The organism is Terriglobales bacterium (genome assembly GCA_035567895.1).
Classification (GTDB): Bacteria; Acidobacteriota; Terriglobia; order Terriglobales; family Acidobacteriaceae; genus Gp1-AA112.
Map to the genome: position 1 here is coordinate 89,654 of DATMPC010000022.1, position 16,627 is coordinate 106,280.

A 16,627-nucleotide genomic window follows, 5' to 3' on the forward strand; every position below is an offset into this window, starting at 1 on the left:
GTGGATACAGTCGCCAACTTACGGCCGCAAGTAGCTGCCTTCGACTGCGATGGTACTCTCTGGTTCGGCGACTCAGGAATGAAATTCCTGTATTGGGAGATCGAAGAAGGATTAATCCCCTTGGATGTCACGTCATGGATCTTGCGTCGTTATGACGAATACATGGCCGGGCGCGTGAGCGAGGATGATATTTGTGGCGAGATGGTCGAAATTCATAGCGGGATTCCGGAAAAGAAGATCCGCGAGTTCGCTGCTCGCTTCGTGAATTCGAACGTAATGCCGCATTTCTTTCCCGAGATGGTGACTCTTGTCGAGAGACTTCGCCGTCAGGGATGTGACATTTGGGCGGTGTCTTCGACGAACAACTGGGTGATCGAAGAAGCGGTCAAAACAATCGGAATACCTGCTGAGCGAGTATTGGCGGTGCGCGTGGAGATTGAAAACGGGATTGCGACGGACCGTCTGGGAGAAATGACGTCGGGTCCAGGTAAGGCGCATGCCTTGCAGCGCGTGCTTACACGATCGCTCGACGTAAGCTTCGGAAACTCGATCTTCGATCTGGAGATGCTGGAGTTGGCGCGGAATCCTTTTCCGGTAAACCCGAACGAAGACCTTCAAAAGATTGCAGAGCAACGGGGCTGGCGATTTTACCAACCCACGGTGGCGAAGCTCAGCTCGTCAACTGTTTAAGCGCGAGCTTTAAACAGTCGATTGCCAGATGGCTGGCATGGACGCTCTCGTTTGGCAACCCGCCGAGCGTCTCCAGCAGTGATTCGCGCTTTATTTTTTTTGCCTCGGAAACACTCTTTCCTGTGAGTACTTCGGTCAAGACAGAGCCGCAGGCAATAGCAGCGACGCACCCTCGCACCTGATATTTTGCCTCTGCAATCATCCCGTTCTGAACACGCAACATGAGCCTCATCACGTCGCCGCAGGCGGGATTTTCTGCCTGAACGCTCACATCGGGTAAGTCCATCGCACCGGCGTTGCGCGGATGCTGGAAATGGTCAAGAAGTTGAGCTGAGTGCATGTCTGAATCTGGAACGCTTCAGAAAACTGCTGTTCCTGAACCGATACAATCACCTTATCGCATTTTCCGCATGCCAGTTCTCTCCCAGCTCGGCGACTTCACTCCACAGCGTGTGGTCTCACTGCAGCCTTCGATTACCTCTACAATGGAGCGCCTTGGGCTGCTGGATCGCGTGGTCGCTTGCACGAAGTATTGTGCTGACATCTGTCCGGAAGTGAAGGAACACGGAATCGCGATCATCGAAGATTCCTGGACCGCTGATTCCGAGCAGATTCGCGCAGTAAATCCCGATCTAGTTATAGCTTCGGTCCCCTACCAGGTCGAAGCAGTCGCAGAGATCCTCAAATCCGGCGCTCAGTTTCTCGCTTTGGCACCACACACGCTGCGCGATGTTTATGCCGACATCGCCGCGATTGCCGGCATCATGAACGAGCCGAATCGCGGACACTACTTGATCCGCGAGATGCAAATGGAGATGGAACGCGTTCGATCACGGAATGCGGGCGGCGAGCATCGACCGACTGTTTATTGTGAGGAGTGGGGTAAGCCGCTGATTCATTCGCAGCCTTGGGTTGCGGAGCTTGTGGAGGCCGCCGGTGGCCGATTTGTCGGCGAAGCGGGCAAACAAACTAGCGTAGAGATCATCCAGCAGTTCGATCCGGACATCATGATCGCCGCCTGGTGTGGCGCGGGCGATCGCGTGCCGCTGGAAAAGATCATCGCTCAGCGGGGATGGGAGTTGCTCAGGGCACCTCGCGAGGGCCGCGTTTACTGCATCAACGACGAGTACCTCAACACTCCCGGGCCAACTTTACTAGCCGGCTTGCGCGCGCTTGAAGCCGCTATTAGCAATCGCGAAGCTCCTGGATTGCGTCGCATCACTGCCGCCGTCTCGGCGAAATGAACTGTTATGATGTCTCAGCGGGCGGCAAACCAGGGACACTCTCCCCTAATTGGTCCTTCGTGAGCACTGCGTGCCCGAGGTGTTCGCACTTCTGAGGGACATGATTACATTCATTGCGCTGCAACATCGTTCTGTCACGATTCCAATCGATTGGATGCCTGCGTGTCGAGTGTGAAGCAGGTGGTAGCGGCACTCATCGTCCGCAATGACAAGCTACTGATCTGCCAGCGCACAAAAGATCAGCCGATGGCCCTGAAATGGGAATTTCCCGGGGGAAAGATTGAGCCCGGGGAAGAACAAGTCGCCGCGCTGCGCCGGGAACTGGATGAAGAATTGGGAATCTCGGCAACGATTGGGGAAAAGGTAGCGTCGGTGCAGCATCAATACAAGCGTGGCGGAGCGGTGGAGCTGCATTTTTATCGCGTACGAGAATATGAAGGCGAGATGGAGAACCGCATCTTCGAGCAGATCCGCTGGGTGGATCGCCAGGAACTTCCCCGCTTCGACTTCCTTGACGCCGACCGGGACATCATCCGGCAGCTGGCCAGCGGAAAACTGCTGCAAAACTGACCCGGAGACCGATCTGGAGTGCCGCAAAAACGCAATATTTCGCCTTCTAAGTGCCGCAGTTTTGCCTCTAATCCTGCTTGTTAGCCTGCCATGCGGCGCGCAAACCGACCAATCAACAGACGCACAAGTCACTGAAAACCAGACGGATAACGCAAATTCGGAGTCTGATCCGACTGTATTTCCTCACCCGGCTGCCTGGCCTTTCTACATTGGAGGCCAGCTAAACATGATTTTCCAGGCGCATCCCCCCTTCCACGCCAAGTATTCCGGCCCTAACAGCTTCAGAAATGAAGGCGAACATGCGCTCTCCCGAGTGGCAACGCTTTACCTGGGATGGCACGCGACGAGCACAACTGAGCTCTTGTTCGACGTGGAAGAGACTGGCGGACGCGGGATCAGCGACGCTTTTGGTCTTGGTGGCTTCACAAACCTCGACGTTGTGCGCAATCCAGACCTCGGCGCAGCGCCTTATATCGCGCGCGTAATGCTGCACCAGATCATTCCGCTGACAAGAAAGCAGGTCGAAACTGATCGAAATTTTCTTTCACTAGCCACTTCTCTACCGGAAAAACGCCTGGAATTCCGGATTGGGAAGTTAGGAATGGCAGATTTTTTCGACGTTAATGCGGTCGGAACCGACAGTCATTTGCAGTTTACAAACTGGACTATCGACAACAATGGCGGTTACGACTACGCGGCAGACACTCGCGGCTACACGTATGGAGCCATTGTCGAGTACCAATCACCACGTTGGGGAGTGCGCTTTGGCGAGATGTTGATGCCGAAGGTCGCAAATGGCATTGATCTGGACTTCAATCTGCAACGCGCACGAGCCGAAAATCTGGAATTTGAGCTGCGTCCAACGCTGATCAGAGGCCGGAAAACCACGATCAAACCGCTTGCGTATCTGAATCATGCCAACATGGGTAGCTATCGAGAGGCGATCAATGCGTTCCTTAGCGGCCGCGATCGCACGCCCGATGTAACCGCGCAACGCCATCAGGGAACCCTGAAACAAGGCTTCGGACTGAATTTCGAGCAGGAGCTTCCTGCTTCTTTGCGTTTCTACTTCCGCGTCGGATGGAACGAAGGCAAGCACGAGTCGTTCGCATACACCGAAGTGAACAACACGTTTTCGGCCGGAGCCGACATCTCGGGCGAGCGTTGGGACAGAAAATTCGACCGGATTGGCCTGGCTGGAGTGACCAACGGCCTCTCGCGCGACCATCGAGAATATCTCGCACTTGGAGGACTCGGATTTCTGCTCGGCGATGGGAACCTGAATTACGGACGGGAAAAGATTCTCGAGAGCTATTACAACGCTCACGTATGGCGCGGAGTGTATCTCGCTGCACTACTCCAGTACATCACCAATCCTGGATACAACCGCGATCGCGGGCCCGCAATAGTCCCGGGAACGCGTCTGCACGTCGATTTCTGACCACTACGTGCGCGGCTATTTCTGCGTAAACGGATAAGCCAGCGACAACAAAATCAGCACAACTGTGGTTGCCCAGGCGATCGTGTTGAAGAGCCGAGAGTTCGTGTGACTTCCCATAAGCTCTTTCTTGTTGATCAGCAGCAGCATGAAGATCAGCACCGCTGGAAGAGCGACGCCGTTAATCACCTGCGACAGAATCGAAACTTTCACCAGCGGAACGCCAGGAAGCAGGACAAATCCCGCTCCAGCGGCTAGAAGAATCGTGTAGAGCCAGTAGAAGACCGGAGCTTCTTTAAAGCTGTGATCGACTCCAGACTCGAACCCCAGGCCCTCGCACACCGTGTAAGCAGTGGAGATGGGCAAAATCGACGCGGCGAACAGCGATGCATTGAACAATCCTGCAGCAAAGAGCAAATAAGCGTAGTTCCCGACGAGCGGCCTCAGAGCCTGCGCCGCATCTGTAGGATCGTGAATGTCCGTGTGTCCGGCGGCAAAGAGGGTTGCCGCGCAGGCGATGATGATGAACCACGCAACTACATCGGTGAACACACATCCTACGATCACGTCAAGCCGCGAGGCAGCGTACTGCTTGATGTTGACTCGCTTCTCTGCCACAGAAGCCTGCAGATAAAACTGCATCCAGGGAGCAATGGTTGTGCCTACGAGGGCGATGATCATGTACACGTATGCAGAGTTGCGAAAATCCTGAGCGTGGGGCGGACGAAGCGTGTTGACGAACGCTGTGCTCCAGTCCGGACGAGCGAGCACCCCCGCGATGATGTAAGCGACGTAGAAGAACGAAGCGCCCAGAAAGACTTTTTCTACGCTCTGGTATGTTCCCTTAACCACAATGAACCAGACGATCACCGCACAAACTGGAACGCTGATGTAGCGGTTGATACCGAACAATTCCAAGCTGCCAGCGATTCCAAGGAACTCTGTGATGACATTGCCGAAGTTGACAATCACCAGCGCAAACATCATGAGAAACGTTGCGCGGATGCCGAATTCTTCGCGGATCAGGTCGCTCAAACCTTTGCCGGTGGCGGCGCCCATGCGCGCACACATCTCCTGGATCACAATCAGGGAGATCGTGATGGGAACCATGGTCCAGAGCAGCGAGTATCCGAACTGCGCCCCCGCCTGAGAGTAGGTGAAGATGCCGCCCGCATCGTTGTCCACGTTGGCCGTGATGAATCCCGGGCCAACGACGGAAAAGAACAGCAGGAGTTTGATCCACCATCGAGACAGTATTCTCTTAGGTCTCACTCAGACGCTCACATCAGAATGTCGGGATTACACTTCGCGAACGCGAAGCAATCCAGAATAAATGGGGAATGGGATTCGGTCAGCCGGAAAAATCTTTTTCACCACGGAGACACGGAGGTCACTGAGAACAGCCGGGAAAGAATGTAAACCTACGCCTGGGATCGTGTTGCTCAGAGCTTTTAAAGCGCTCACAATGCAACCGCAATTTTTTTTGGCTGTTCTCAGTGGTCTCCGTGTCTCCGTGGTGAATACGCTTTTGGTTTCACCGCTGCTCGCGCAGCAGCGTGATCACGTCGTCCGCCGTGATAATTCCCCGTAGGCGTTGCTCGTTATCGACGACGGGCAGCGTGTAGAGGTTGTACTTATCCATGAGTTCAGCAACTTTGTTCTGCTTCTCGTTCTCCTTAACAAAAACCAGCGGTTTGGCAGTGAGTTCCTTTAGAGGTTTTGTTGGCGAGTTGAGCACGATTCGCTGCAATGGGACTGACCCGGATAACTTGCCGTCGGCGTCCACCAGATAAATTGTTGCTACGCTCTCGACTCCGCCTTCAAAACTCCGCAGAAGCTCGATGGCCTGACCGGCAGTGGCATCCTCTGGAGCAGCGAGGAACTCGGTCGTCATACGACCGGCCGCGGTCTTCTCGCCGTGTTCGAGCAACTCTGAGACCTCTTCGCGCTCCGCGGGCTCCATTTCTTCCAGGATCTCTTCAGAACGCTCCTCAGGAAGCTGGTCTAACAGGTCAGCGGCGGCATCGGGATCCATCTCCTCCACGATGTCGGCGGCACGCTCGGGATCAAGCGATTCGACGATCGATGCCTGAATGTCCCGATCAACTTCTTCCAAGGCCTCGGCAGCAACTCCTTCGTCCAGAGTCTCAAAAACAGCTTCACGCTCGGCGGGAGCCAGATCTTCAACGATATCGGCAATGTCCGCGGGATGGAGCTGCGACAGCCGCTCGTGCTCGATTCGCAGTTTTACTCGACGCGCAGGATCGGTCTCAATGAGATCAACAAATTCCCAGGGAATCACTCTCGGTTTCAATCTTCTGACCACGGCCTCGATGGCGGCAGCAGGCGCCACACCCTTCAGCAGTCGCCGGACGGCACCGCGCAGACCTACATCAACCTCAGAGATCTTTATGTTCACCCCACCGTTCGCGGGTTCAGGGTGCAAGTCAACGTCGTTCACGCGGACGACCTTGCGTCCGTGGACGTCGATGATTTGCTGATCAAGAAGGTCACGTTCCAGCAGAAAGAAGTCGTCGAGAGTCTCTGCGTGAGGCCATTCCGAAGCCGGAGAAGAGGCGCGCACTTGCGCGTCAGCCCCGATCTGAATCATGCTGGGCACAAGGAAGCGGTCGCCCGTCGCAGTCTTGATTACCAGCCCGGAAACTCGGTTTGGATCTTCCTGAGGACGCATGGCTACTTCTCTCACCTTGCCTCCGACTGCGCCGCTGGAGTCGGTAACACGCGTTCCAAGAAGTCGCGAAAGTGCTAAACCGTGGTTCACAATCGCAGAATAGCGCAAAAGATTGCGTACGAATGAATCTTCCGCTTTCAAACAGCGCAACACGGCGGGAATGCTGAAAATTCAGATACCTTGATAGGCTGTACACAGCAATCGATTGACAGACTCGCAAGTGACAGGCAAACTACCGATTTCACTTGAGCAGGCAAGGCCAACGCAGCTTAAGGGGTGCGGAGGTGCGATACGGTCGGCTCGGAAAATGAGTTCATGACCTTAGAACGGGTCTCATACACGCTGGATTCCACGCTCGACAGCGTAAATAAGGCAGAACAAACGGCTGAAGCATTGGCTGCGAAAATGCCTTTTGAAGAAGAAGATTGTCATCGGATCGCTATGGCTGTTCGGGAAGCGGCGGTGAATGCCGTCTTGCATGGGAATGCATACGATCCAAAAAAGAAGATGACGGTGTCTTTCGAGAATACCGGCAACTCTTTGGTCATCAAGATCGCCGACCAGGGCCGTGGGCTCCGGGATGAAGACATTCCCGATCCCTTGGCGGAAGAAAACCTGCTCAAGCAGTCCGGGCGAGGTATTTTTCTCATCCGCTCATTTATGGACGAGGTAAAGATTCGGCAACTGGAGCCCGGCACGGAAATCACGCTGGTCAAACACATCGGCCATTCAGGAACGGCCACGGAGGAACGACAGTGACGATGAAAGCAACAAGCCGACGCGTTGACGGCGTCACCATTCTGGACTTGAGTGGACGCATCACCTTGGGTGAAGGCAGCGTCGTGCTGCGAGATCAGATTCGCGATCTCCTCAGCAAGAGCGAAAAGAAAATATTGCTGAACCTCGGGGATGTGACCTATATCGACAGTTCAGGAATTGGCGAGTTGGTTAGCGCCTTCACCACCGTCCGCAATCAGGGCGGTGAGCTGAAACTTCTTAACCTTACGAAGAAGGTTCACGATCTACTCCAGATCACGAAGCTCTACACCGTCTTTGATGTAAAGGACGACGAAACTTCGGCGGTGAAAGCCTTCACCCGATAGTCTTTTGAATTACAAGTGCCCGGCCGGGAAAAGGCCGGGCGCAAACCTCGCCCCTCCCGAACCAGCCGACTGTTGTGACTCGGAACCATCAGAAGCATTGTCATCCTGAGCCTTCGTTTGGCGAAGGATCTCCCGAGATGCTTCGAGCATATTTACCGCGTCCTGGCATTTTGGCCGAGATCCTCGCCAAGGGGCCGCGATGCTGCAATTCAGCCTCAACTATTCCGGGAGATCCTTCGCCAAACGATGGCTCAGGATGACAGTTTAGTCAGTATGTGGAAGGGAAGCACGCCTCTTCCCATTTCGGGCGTGCAGGCAAACTTTTCGTCTTAGGTCGTTCCGCGTTATCTCGCCATCGCCACGAAATCCACCTCGTCCGCCACACTCTCGTGACGAAAGGCTCTTAGGACTTCGGAGTGGTGAACGAGGAAGACGCCGGGAAGCTGGAAAGAGTCGCCGATGATTTTGCCAATGCCGTAGGTAAGCATGATCCGGTCACGGAATTCCCGCTTCCAGACCTTCAAACCAAATAACTGGGTCAAAGTGCCTCGAGAGAGTGAAAAGGTCTTGTAGAGCCTTTGCTGCGGATCGCTCACGCGAGCTTCCCCATTCAGCGCAAATTTCGAAAAGAACTTCTGCGCCTGCTCTTCAGACCCCATGTGCACGAACGCTAACTGCGCTCCCGTCGCCGCAATCTCCGAGCGCCTCTTGCGGATCTCGGACATCTCGGCTACGCAGAAAGGTCAGCCAAAGTGACGTAAAAAGACGAGCAGGACAGGGCTCCCGTCGCTCAGGGCGGCCAGAGTAGCTCCGTTCTGGGTGACGGCCTTCGTGAGGGCCTCTGGAATGGTGGTGGGTGCTGCGGTCTCGACCATTTCGGTTAGAAACATTTGAACACGGAGGACACTGAGGACGCTGAGGAAATCAACTGCTGGAACACGGATTGAACGGATCAAACGGATCGGACGGATACACTCAAATGGTTCGATTTGTCGTTGCGCAGTCGGGATTACATGATTCCAATTCGCGGAATCGCCAAATCACGAAATCACAAAATTCTTTTTCCATCCGTCTGATCCGTTTGATCCGTTCAATCCGTGTTCTAGTTTTTGACGTTTCCTTCTTTCCCTCCGCGCCCTCCGTGTTCAGCTTCGGGTTTTTACAGCGTGCACCCGCAAGGCGGAGCTGGCACATACTTCTTCAAGAACTCGGCAACGCGAGTGTATGCATCAATCTGGTTCTCCACGCGCGCGAAACCATGGCCTTCATTCTCGTAAACCTTGAACTCCACAATCCCTCCGCGCTTCTTGATCACATCCGCCACCTGCTGGGCTTCCGATTTGGGACACCGTGGATCGTTTCCACCGGCGAGCAACAGAACCGGGGCTTTCACGCGGTCGACGAAGTTGATCGGGCTGCGATCTTCCCATAGCGCTTTGTTCTTTACCGGATCGCCCATGGTCGCCAAGTCGTATTCGCGCAGCAACGGATCTTCGTTCTGCACTTCGGTAAACCAGTTTACGAACGGAACAATCGGAACGCCCGCAGCCCATGTCTCGGGCGACTTTGTGAGAGCCATCATTGACATGTATCCGCCGTAGCTGCCTCCCATGATGACCATCTTCTTGGGATCGACGTAGCCAGTTTGCTTCACCCAGTCTGCTGCGGCCAACACATCCTGAAGATCTCCGCCACCCATGTCGAAACGGTTGGCATCCATGAACTCTTTCCCGTAGCCTGTCGATCCGCGGTAGTTGGGCGCAATCAACAGATATCCCTGATTGGCGAGATATTGCACGATGCGGTTGAAGCTGTTTACCGTCTGGGAAGTAGGGCCGCCATGCACATACACAATCGCCGGATGAGTCTGATCGCGCGGGGCATTGTGCGGTACGTAGACAAGAGCCGAAATCTGCCACTTGCCGTCTCGACTCGGGTAATGAACGAGAAACGGTTCGACCATGTCATCCACGCTAAGACCGGCCAGCAGTGAATGCGTGAGTTGCTTCGACTCCTTTGTGGGGAAGTCGTAACTCCACACATCGTTAGGTGACGCTGGACCGTTATGGTAATAAAGCAACCGTCGCCCGTCTGACGAGAACGCTCTTACTCCACCGGCCAATCCGTTGACGCCTTTCGGCAAAGGTAGAGAGCTGGTCTGTTTGCTGGAAATGTCATAAACAAATATCTCCGTGTTCCCGTCGACATTCGCCGTCCATGTAACTTGACGCCCCTCCGGCGAGAACGAACCTGAAGCGACCTCCCATTTTTCATTCGTAAGCCACTCGATTTTCTTGGTGGCAATTTCAAGCAATCCGGCGTTCTCATATCCGGTCGTATTCGAGGTTATCAACAGATATTTGCCGTCTGGAGAGAACGCAGTCGCCTCGTACGTGTGCTCATCGCTATGCGGAGTAAGACGCGTAGCTTTGCCGGTGTTGGCGTCGGCGACAAAAATGTTGGAATCTTTGCCGGTTGCGTGTCCCTGCGTGTACGCGATCCACTTGCCGTCTCGAGACCAAAGCGGGCCGAAGTTTCCGAGTTCCTTGGGCGTGTTCTTTGTGAGCGGCCGATAGCGCTTCGTGAGCACGTCCATGATGTTGATCTCAAACGTGGACGAACTCCTCGGCTTGGACATGTAAGCGATATAGCGCGAATCAGGCGACCAGGCTGCGCCTTCTTCGGCCACATCGGGAGTGTTCGTAAGGTTGACGACTTCTCCAGTGAGCGGCGAGACAATGAAAAGGTCCCATTGTTCGTCGCCATCATGATCGGAGCCGAAGGCGATCCATTTACCATTCGGCGACCACACCGGATCGATCTGCCGCTGATCGCTGATCGTGAGTTGGGAAGGCCAGCCACCATCCGATGGAATCAGCCAGATATTGTTCCGCCCGGAAATGTTAGTAATGAACGCGACCGTTTTGTCGTCAGGCGACCAGCTCGTGGCGCCGATGTTTCGCGTGGTATACAGCTTCTCGATCGAGAGCGGCCGCACTTCGCGCTTCAAGACTTTGCTCGTGATCTGCTTTGGATCTGAGATAGCTTGCGCCGACGGAGATACAGACTGCGCGAGTAGAGACGATGAACAGAGAAATACCGTAGCGAACGAGAGAAGCTTGAGCATTGGGGTTGAATTTACCACGGAGTCACGGAGGCACGGAGGACGGCCGGATGAAACCACAAAGGACACAAAGAAACATGAAGGGGCCAGACCTGACCCCTCGATTTCCTTCGTGATACTTCGTGCCCTTTGTGGTTGAGTTGAGCTGTTCTCCGTGCCTCCGTGTCTCCGTGGTGAACTACGGTTTCGCGTTTTTGTGAATCTCCACCGTCGACCAGGTCTTGTCGGCTGCGTGGCAGATGTTCTCCAGCTTGCAATCGACACACTTCGGCTTGCGCGCGATGCAGAGCGCACGGCCGTGCCAGATCACACGGTGCGAAAAGTCGATCCACTGATCTCGCGGGATCACTTTCATTAGATCCTGCTCGATGTTGCGAGGATCGTCGGACTTCGTCAATTCGAGGCGCCGGGAGATGCGGTGAACGTGCGTGTCCACCACCACGCCTTCGGCTTTACCAAACCATGATCCAAGAACTACGTTCGCAGTCTTGCGGGCTGCGCCAGGCACGGTGAGAAGCTTCTCCATCTCATCAGGAACTTGGCCGCCAAATTCCTTAACAATCTTCTGGGCTGCCCCGACTACGGATTTCGACTTATTACGAAAGAAGCCCGTCGAACGAATGTCCGGTTCGAGTTGTTCCGGCTTGAGAGCGGCGAAGTCCTTGATCGTCGGGTACTTCTTGAACAGGATCGGGGTCACCATGTTCACGCGAACGTCCGTACACTGCGCCGAAAGAATGGTTGCAACCAGCAGCTCCCATGCATTGGAATGGTGGAGAGCGCATTTGGCATTCGGATACATCTCGGCCAGCCGCTGCAAAATTTCCCGCACCCTCTCCGGAGAAGTTGGGTTGTATTTGGCGGAAGTCTTCGGAGACTTGGCGGCTCTGTTTGTCGAAGGCACGGCTGCCTCTTGCGCGGGCGCTGTTTTTGCGGGCATGAAGAAAATGATTTTAGCTGAGTGCCTTGTGTGGTGCGGTGCATTACATCAACGCGAGCGCTGCGTCAAAATGTAGTGTTGAATGCCATTCGTCCAGGAGGAGAGGGTTGTCTATGAGTTTTGCAGATGTAAAGCGCTTCGGCTTTTCGCTTTCGCTGATTTTGTTGATGGTTTCTGGCGCGATGGCGCAACGATCTTACGATGACAACAGCAATGCGCAGCAGGCCGCTGCCAAAGTCAACATTACTCAGGGTCCAACGATCCAATACGCCGATGATCAATTCGCAGTGATCACCTGGACTACCGACCAGCCATCCATCAGTCGTGTCTTCTACGGCAAGGATGCAGGCAACCTGAATCAAATCTCCGAAGACGTCAGATCGCAAAGCTTGCGCCACCAAATCAACCTGCGAAACCTGCAAGCGAGCACGACCTATTACTTTCGTATCGATGCCGGACAAGGAACGGCTGCGGCAGCTTCGACCGATAGCCTGAACGGATTCCAGACCGCTGCGCTGGGAGGCGATCCAATTCGCAACCAGCAACCGTTTAAGGGCGCTGTGCAAAACGCTTCCAACACTGGGAACAACGGCACCGCCAAGACGGCGAACTTCGGCGCTATCAGCCTGACGCGCGATCCGGCTATCCAATACCTCGATGACACAACGGCGGTGATCTCTTGGGCAACAAACGTGCCGGCCAGCAACACCATCTACTACGGAACTGATCGCAGCAATCTGCTCTACACCGGCGGCGACTTCAAAGATGCCACTGAACACCGTGTGCATCTGTCGAACCTGAAGCCAAACACCCGTTACTACTTCCAGTTCGACGAACCCTCGACTCAGCCGATTGCGAGCTTCACTACGGTAAACACCGGAACTCAGCCTGTGTACGACCAAAAGCCGCTGGCTGAGTCCGCAAGCAGTAGTTCCTCGAGTGGTCCGCAACTCACGCGCCGTGAGCGCTCAGCTGGTCACAGCAATGAACTGCCCTCGGGAACTGAGATCGATGCCAGCCTGCAGACGGCGCTCTCCACCAAGACATCCCAGGTCGGAGATCGCTTCACGGCCGTCGTAACCCAGCCGGTGCGCGACATCGATGATCGTGTAGTGATTCCCACGGGCGCGCGCATCAATGGTCAAGTCACGGAATCGGAAGAAGGCAAAACGCTCCCCACCTTACGCGGTCGCGGCAAGCTCAATCTCCGCTTTCACAGCATCGCCCTGCCGAACGGCACGCAGATTCCCATTTCGGCAACACTCCTATCTGTGAATCAGAGTGGCGGTAACGGCTCCGTGAACCCAGAAGGTGAGGTCGAATCAGGCACGAAAGCATCTACCGCGGCAAAAGGCATAGGAGTAGGTGCAGGGATTGGAACCATCGCCGGGCTGATCTTCGGCGGTCCATTAAAGGGTCTCGCTATCGGAGCAATTGCTGGTGGCGGCTACATCCTTGCGACCAAGGGAAAAGATGTAGAACTTCCAGAGAATACCGGAGTGAGAATCCGGCTTGACCAAGCCGTGAACCTGGGCAAGAGAGAACAACTAAGACAATAAAACTTTATAGGAACGAGAGCATTGCAGGTTTCTGAAGAGTCCTGCAATGAAGTTCACATTAATTAAAACCTGTCATCCTGAGGCCGGTTTTGCCCGAAGGATCTCCCGAGATGTGTCAGCCTTAATTGCACTTTCGAGGCTCTTACATGAGAATTCTCGCCGAAGAGCCGGGAGGCGCCAATGAAATCCGAAATATTCCGGGAGATCCTTCGGCCAACATCGGGCCTCAGGATGACAAATCTAAGATTCCACCAATCATGTGAGAAATCGGGACGCGTTCGCTACCCGCGATCGTCTGTTCCTATCCTCTATCCCCTGTTCCCTATCCCCCGATCCTCCGCTCTCCGGAGTAAATAACGAAGCGCTGTCCGCGCAAGAATCCTACTAACGTCATGCTGAACTCCCTGGCGAGCTGAACCGCAAGACTCGATGGAGCCGACACTGATGCGAGAACAGGAATCCCAGCTACGAGCGCTTTCTGCACGATCTCAAATCCGCCGCGTCCGCTGACCATGAGCGCGACATCGGAGAGCGGCAGACGATCGTTCAGCAAGGCCCAGCCAATCACTTTGTCTACTGCATTGTGCCGGCCAATATCTTCCCGAATCACTAGAAGTTCTCCGGCAGTGTTAAATGCGGCAGCGGCGTGCAATCCGCCGGTCCGCCCGAAGACCGCCTGGTGTTGTCGGAGTTTATCCGGCAAGGCACAGAGAATCTGTGCGTTGAGCCTTAATTCCCGATTTGGTGCTTTGATGCCACGGGAGCGAATAGAGTCGATGGTTGCCTTTCCGCATATTCCACAACTGGACGTGGCCATAAAGCTTCGCTGCGATTGCGCGGAGAGAGACTCCCCTGCCGTTGTAAGTTCCACGCTCATCGTGTTACCGGCGCTTACACCTTCAGCAGCCTCGAGTTTCTTCAATTCGTCCCGGCCGGAGATAATGCCTTCTGTGACCAGAAATCCCGCCACCAATTCCCGATCATGACCAGGTGTTCGCATGGTGACGCTCAAGGCGACATCGCCGAGGCGAATCTCGAGCGGTTCTTCGACCGCGAGATAGTCCTGCACCCGCGTGACCGCTCCCTCCTGCCACTGCTCGACAGAGGTCAGGGCAATGCTGCGGGAACCATCAGAAGAGTTGGGTTTGGGCACGATCTCCATGATATGGGAGGCGAGGACAGCAGCGGGGGTAGCGACCTGGTTCCTTGGAACTATAGCCTGCTAGAGCTCTATTCGGTAACCTTGCGCCATCCTGTGACTCACAATACGATTCCAAGGACAGCAGTGCTTCCCCCCGCCCGGTCTTGCAGACCTAACGCTTTATTTCACCACGGAGACACAGAGAACACGGAGGAAAGGAGAATGGGAAAGGCTTTGTGACACAAACTATCCGCAGCCTCTATGTGCTCTGTAACTCCGTGGTGAAAAGGGGCATTGCCCAGCTGTCCCTCCGGCCGGGAAGCCTACTGATCTGCGTCTTCTTGATTCTGGGGCTGGCAGCCACGCTAACCGCCCAGACGCGGGAAACGCTGCAGTTTGTTGGCTCGTCGCGACTCGATTCCATACCGGCTACGGGAATCCCGTCGGACGATCTTCGAGTTAGTCCACATCCGGATGCCGACGCTGATCTGGCGGGGGTGAGCAAGGGACCAGGCTCTGCGTCAGTCCCCATGATTGCCGTTCCACAGTCAGTTTCGCAGACTCAGGCAAATTTCTCCCTCGCTTTCAACGGGCTCACTCATCGCGACCAGCGATTTGCAGGCACAGGAGCGTACGCAAATTCCCAGTTCAGCACCGAGCCGCCCGATCCTGGCCTGGCCGTCGGCAACGGCTTCGCACTTGAGAGCGTTAACGCGGCCCTGGCAATTTACGACGCCCATACGGGAGCGCTTCGCCAGGGGCCAACGGCGCTGAATCAGTTTTTCCACTTGAAGCCGGAGATCGCACGATCGTCCGAGACTTACGGCGATTTCACAAGCGACCCACGCGTTTACTACGACGCGCAATTGCAGCGCTGGTTTGTGAGCGTAGTGGCCATTGCAACGAATCCGCAGACTGGGGACTTTACTGCTCCTACCCGTCTACTGATCGCGGTTTCTGAGACGAATGATCCAACCCAACCATGGAGGATCTACAGCCTCGATACGACCACCCATGGCGCGGAAGGCTGTCCATGTTTCGGAGATCAGCCGTTGATTGGCGCCGATGCTCATGGTCTCTTCATCAGCACGAATGCATTCAGTCTGCATGAAGGTTTTGCCGGCGTTCAGCTTTACGCTCTTTCCAAACAGCTTCTTGCGGGCGGGGCAATGCCCGCAGTCGTGCACTGGAATGATCCGAAACTGGCTGGCGGATTTGCCTTCAGCCTGCAGCCCTCGATGCATTCTTCGTTCACGCCCGACGATTCGGCGAATCGTGTCGAGTACTTCACGAGCGTCGCGGATATTCGGAATATGCTCGACCGGCGTATCGCAGTTTGGGCAATCAGCAACACCGCTTCACTAGCCAACGAGGTGCCTGCGCTCAAGCTGAAGTCTGCAATCGTCGGAACCCAGCCCTTCGGCGTGCCGCCTGATGCGCCTCAGAAAGCGGGAGAGACACGACTCGGAAGCTTGCTCTCGGAGAAAACTGAATACATCGCGACCAACGATCAGCGCATGCAACAAGCCGTGTTTGCCGACGGCAAACTCTGGTCGGCGCTAACGACGATGGTCGCGATTGGCGACGATCCGAGTCCACACGCAGGCATCGCCTATTTCGTTCTGCGTCCTTCCGTCTCAGCCGGTGGCACGATTCGAGTCGACATCGTAAAGCAGGGATACGTGGCTATCGCCAACGCCGATCTCTTCTACCCTGCAATTGCAGTTCGACCGAACGGTGAAGGCGCGATTGCGTTTACCTTGAGTGGCACTGAGTACTATCCAAGCACCGCATTCGCCGCCCTCACGCAGAATGGCGTCGGAAATATACAAATTGTCGCCGCCGGCGCCGCGCCAAATGATGGCTTCAGCGGATACAAATATTTTGGCGGTGGCGGCTCAGGGCGAACCGGCGACTACTCGGCCGCAACTGTCGACGAACGGGGCTCCATCTGGGTCGCTTCGGAATACATTCCGTCAGGTCCCAGAACGCTGCTGGCGAATTGGGGAACCTTCATCGCCCAAATCACCCCAGGAAGATAATTCGAGGGCCACAGACGCAAACGTTCCCTGGTAATTCCCTGTTATTTTTTTGAATCTCGCGCTAAACAGCACTAAGCCGTCTGT

General features: G+C 55.1%; 16 protein-coding genes. 8 read left to right on the plus strand and 8 right to left on the minus strand.

The window, feature by feature from the left end; genetic code table 11:
- Complete coding sequence (locus VNX88_06270) at window positions 1-690, plus strand: HAD-IB family phosphatase (protein HWY68251.1); 690 nt, start codon at window positions 1-3, stop codon at window positions 688-690.
- Here the strand turns inward: VNX88_06270 and VNX88_06275 are convergent.
- A complete protein-coding gene (locus VNX88_06275; protein HWY68252.1) occupies window positions 671-1,030 on the minus strand; it encodes an iron-sulfur cluster assembly scaffold protein in 360 nt (119 codons plus the stop codon). The two genes, VNX88_06270 and VNX88_06275, sit on opposite strands and share 20 nt — an antisense overlap.
- Here VNX88_06275 and VNX88_06280 point away from each other — a divergent pair.
- The 3 genes from VNX88_06280 (at window position 1,029) to VNX88_06290 (ending at window position 3,945) form a co-directional block, all read left to right on the plus strand.
- Entirely contained in the window at window positions 1,029-1,934 is a 906-nt protein-coding gene (locus VNX88_06280; GenBank protein HWY68253.1) for an ABC transporter substrate-binding protein, read from the plus strand. The two genes, VNX88_06275 and VNX88_06280, sit on opposite strands and share 2 nt — an antisense overlap.
- A gap of 162 nt (window positions 1,935-2,096) precedes the next feature.
- The gene (locus VNX88_06285; GenBank protein ID HWY68254.1) at window positions 2,097-2,504 is read left to right on the plus strand and encodes a (deoxy)nucleoside triphosphate pyrophosphohydrolase; all 408 of its coding nucleotides are present in this window, start codon (window positions 2,097-2,099) and stop codon (window positions 2,502-2,504) included.
- Window positions 2,505-2,730: 226 nt separating this feature from the next.
- Entirely contained in the window at window positions 2,731-3,945 is a 1,215-nt protein-coding gene (locus VNX88_06290) for a carbohydrate porin (protein ID HWY68255.1), read from the plus strand.
- A 15-nt stretch (window positions 3,946-3,960) separates the two neighbouring features.
- Here VNX88_06290 and VNX88_06295 read toward each other — a convergent pair whose 3' ends face one another.
- Both VNX88_06295 and VNX88_06300 read right to left on the minus strand, forming a co-directional pair.
- On the minus strand, window positions 3,961-5,214 hold the full coding sequence (locus tag VNX88_06295) for an Nramp family divalent metal transporter (GenBank protein HWY68256.1): 1,254 nt from the start codon (window positions 5,212-5,214) through the stop codon (window positions 3,961-3,963).
- 262 nt (window positions 5,215-5,476) lie between these two features.
- Window positions 5,477-6,649: a CBS domain-containing protein gene (locus tag VNX88_06300; GenBank protein ID HWY68257.1), complete on the minus strand. Its 1,173-nt coding sequence runs from the start codon at window positions 6,647-6,649 to the stop codon at window positions 5,477-5,479.
- Window positions 6,650-6,949: 300 nt separating this feature from the next.
- Between VNX88_06300 and VNX88_06305 the strand changes: the two genes are divergently transcribed.
- Window positions 6,950-7,393, plus strand: a complete 444-nt coding sequence (locus tag VNX88_06305) for an ATP-binding protein (GenBank protein ID HWY68258.1) — start codon at window positions 6,950-6,952, stop codon at window positions 7,391-7,393.
- Between the two features lie 2 nt (window positions 7,394-7,395).
- Window positions 7,396-7,737, plus strand: coding sequence for an STAS domain-containing protein (locus tag VNX88_06310; GenBank protein ID HWY68259.1), 342 nt, complete (start codon window positions 7,396-7,398; stop codon window positions 7,735-7,737).
- 344 nt (window positions 7,738-8,081) lie between these two features.
- On the opposite strand, the gene VNX88_06315 is transcribed toward VNX88_06310, so the two are convergent.
- The 4 genes from VNX88_06315 to nth all read right to left on the minus strand — a co-directional run bounded on the left by VNX88_06315 (window position 8,082) and on the right by nth (window position 11,765).
- A complete protein-coding gene (locus VNX88_06315) occupies window positions 8,082-8,462 on the minus strand; it encodes an AhpC/TSA family protein (protein ID HWY68260.1) in 381 nt (126 codons plus the stop codon).
- An 18-nt stretch (window positions 8,463-8,480) separates the two neighbouring features.
- Complete coding sequence (locus tag VNX88_06320; GenBank protein HWY68261.1) at window positions 8,481-8,627, minus strand: hypothetical protein; 147 nt, start codon at window positions 8,625-8,627, stop codon at window positions 8,481-8,483.
- A gap of 269 nt (window positions 8,628-8,896) precedes the next feature.
- Window positions 8,897-10,864, minus strand: a complete 1,968-nt coding sequence (locus VNX88_06325; GenBank protein HWY68262.1) for a S9 family peptidase — start codon at window positions 10,862-10,864, stop codon at window positions 8,897-8,899.
- A 175-nt stretch (window positions 10,865-11,039) separates the two neighbouring features.
- Window positions 11,040-11,765 carry an endonuclease III gene (nth, locus tag VNX88_06330; GenBank protein ID HWY68263.1) on the minus strand — a complete coding sequence of 242 codons (726 nt, stop codon included), beginning with the start codon at window positions 11,763-11,765 and terminating at the stop codon, window positions 11,040-11,042.
- Between the two features lie 149 nt (window positions 11,766-11,914).
- Between nth and VNX88_06335 the strand changes: the two genes are divergently transcribed.
- Complete coding sequence (locus VNX88_06335) at window positions 11,915-13,360, plus strand: fibronectin type III domain-containing protein (GenBank protein HWY68264.1); 1,446 nt, start codon at window positions 11,915-11,917, stop codon at window positions 13,358-13,360.
- A gap of 322 nt (window positions 13,361-13,682) precedes the next feature.
- Here VNX88_06335 and fdhD read toward each other — a convergent pair whose 3' ends face one another.
- Entirely contained in the window at window positions 13,683-14,513 is an 831-nt protein-coding gene (gene fdhD, locus VNX88_06340; GenBank protein ID HWY68265.1) for a formate dehydrogenase accessory sulfurtransferase FdhD, read from the minus strand.
- Window positions 14,514-14,737: 224 nt separating this feature from the next.
- Here fdhD and VNX88_06345 point away from each other — a divergent pair, with 224 nt between their 5' ends.
- Entirely contained in the window at window positions 14,738-16,543 is a 1,806-nt protein-coding gene (locus VNX88_06345) for a hypothetical protein (GenBank protein HWY68266.1), read from the plus strand.
- Window positions 16,544-16,627 lie beyond the last annotated feature (84 nt).

Excerpts from the sequence above, each read along its gene's own strand:
- VNX88_06280 (HWY68253.1), top strand. The coding sequence starts at position 1,029 with ATGTCTGAATCTGGAACGCTTCAGAAAACTGCTGTTCCTGAACCGATA.
- VNX88_06315 (HWY68260.1), bottom strand. The coding sequence starts at position 8,462 with ATGTCCGAGATCCGCAAGAGGCGCTCGGAGATTGCGGCGACGGGAGCG.
- VNX88_06305 (HWY68258.1), top strand. The coding sequence starts at position 6,950 with ATGACCTTAGAACGGGTCTCATACACGCTGGATTCCACGCTCGACAGC.
- VNX88_06275 (HWY68252.1), bottom strand. The coding sequence starts at position 1,030 with ATGCACTCAGCTCAACTTCTTGACCATTTCCAGCATCCGCGCAACGCC.
- VNX88_06290 (HWY68255.1), top strand. The coding sequence starts at position 2,731 with ATGATTTTCCAGGCGCATCCCCCCTTCCACGCCAAGTATTCCGGCCCT.
- VNX88_06320 (HWY68261.1), bottom strand. The coding sequence starts at position 8,627 with ATGTTTCTAACCGAAATGGTCGAGACCGCAGCACCCACCACCATTCCA.
- VNX88_06335 (HWY68264.1), top strand. The coding sequence starts at position 11,915 with ATGAGTTTTGCAGATGTAAAGCGCTTCGGCTTTTCGCTTTCGCTGATT.
- VNX88_06310 (HWY68259.1), top strand. The coding sequence starts at position 7,396 with ATGAAAGCAACAAGCCGACGCGTTGACGGCGTCACCATTCTGGACTTG.
- VNX88_06325 (HWY68262.1), bottom strand. The coding sequence starts at position 10,864 with ATGCTCAAGCTTCTCTCGTTCGCTACGGTATTTCTCTGTTCATCGTCT.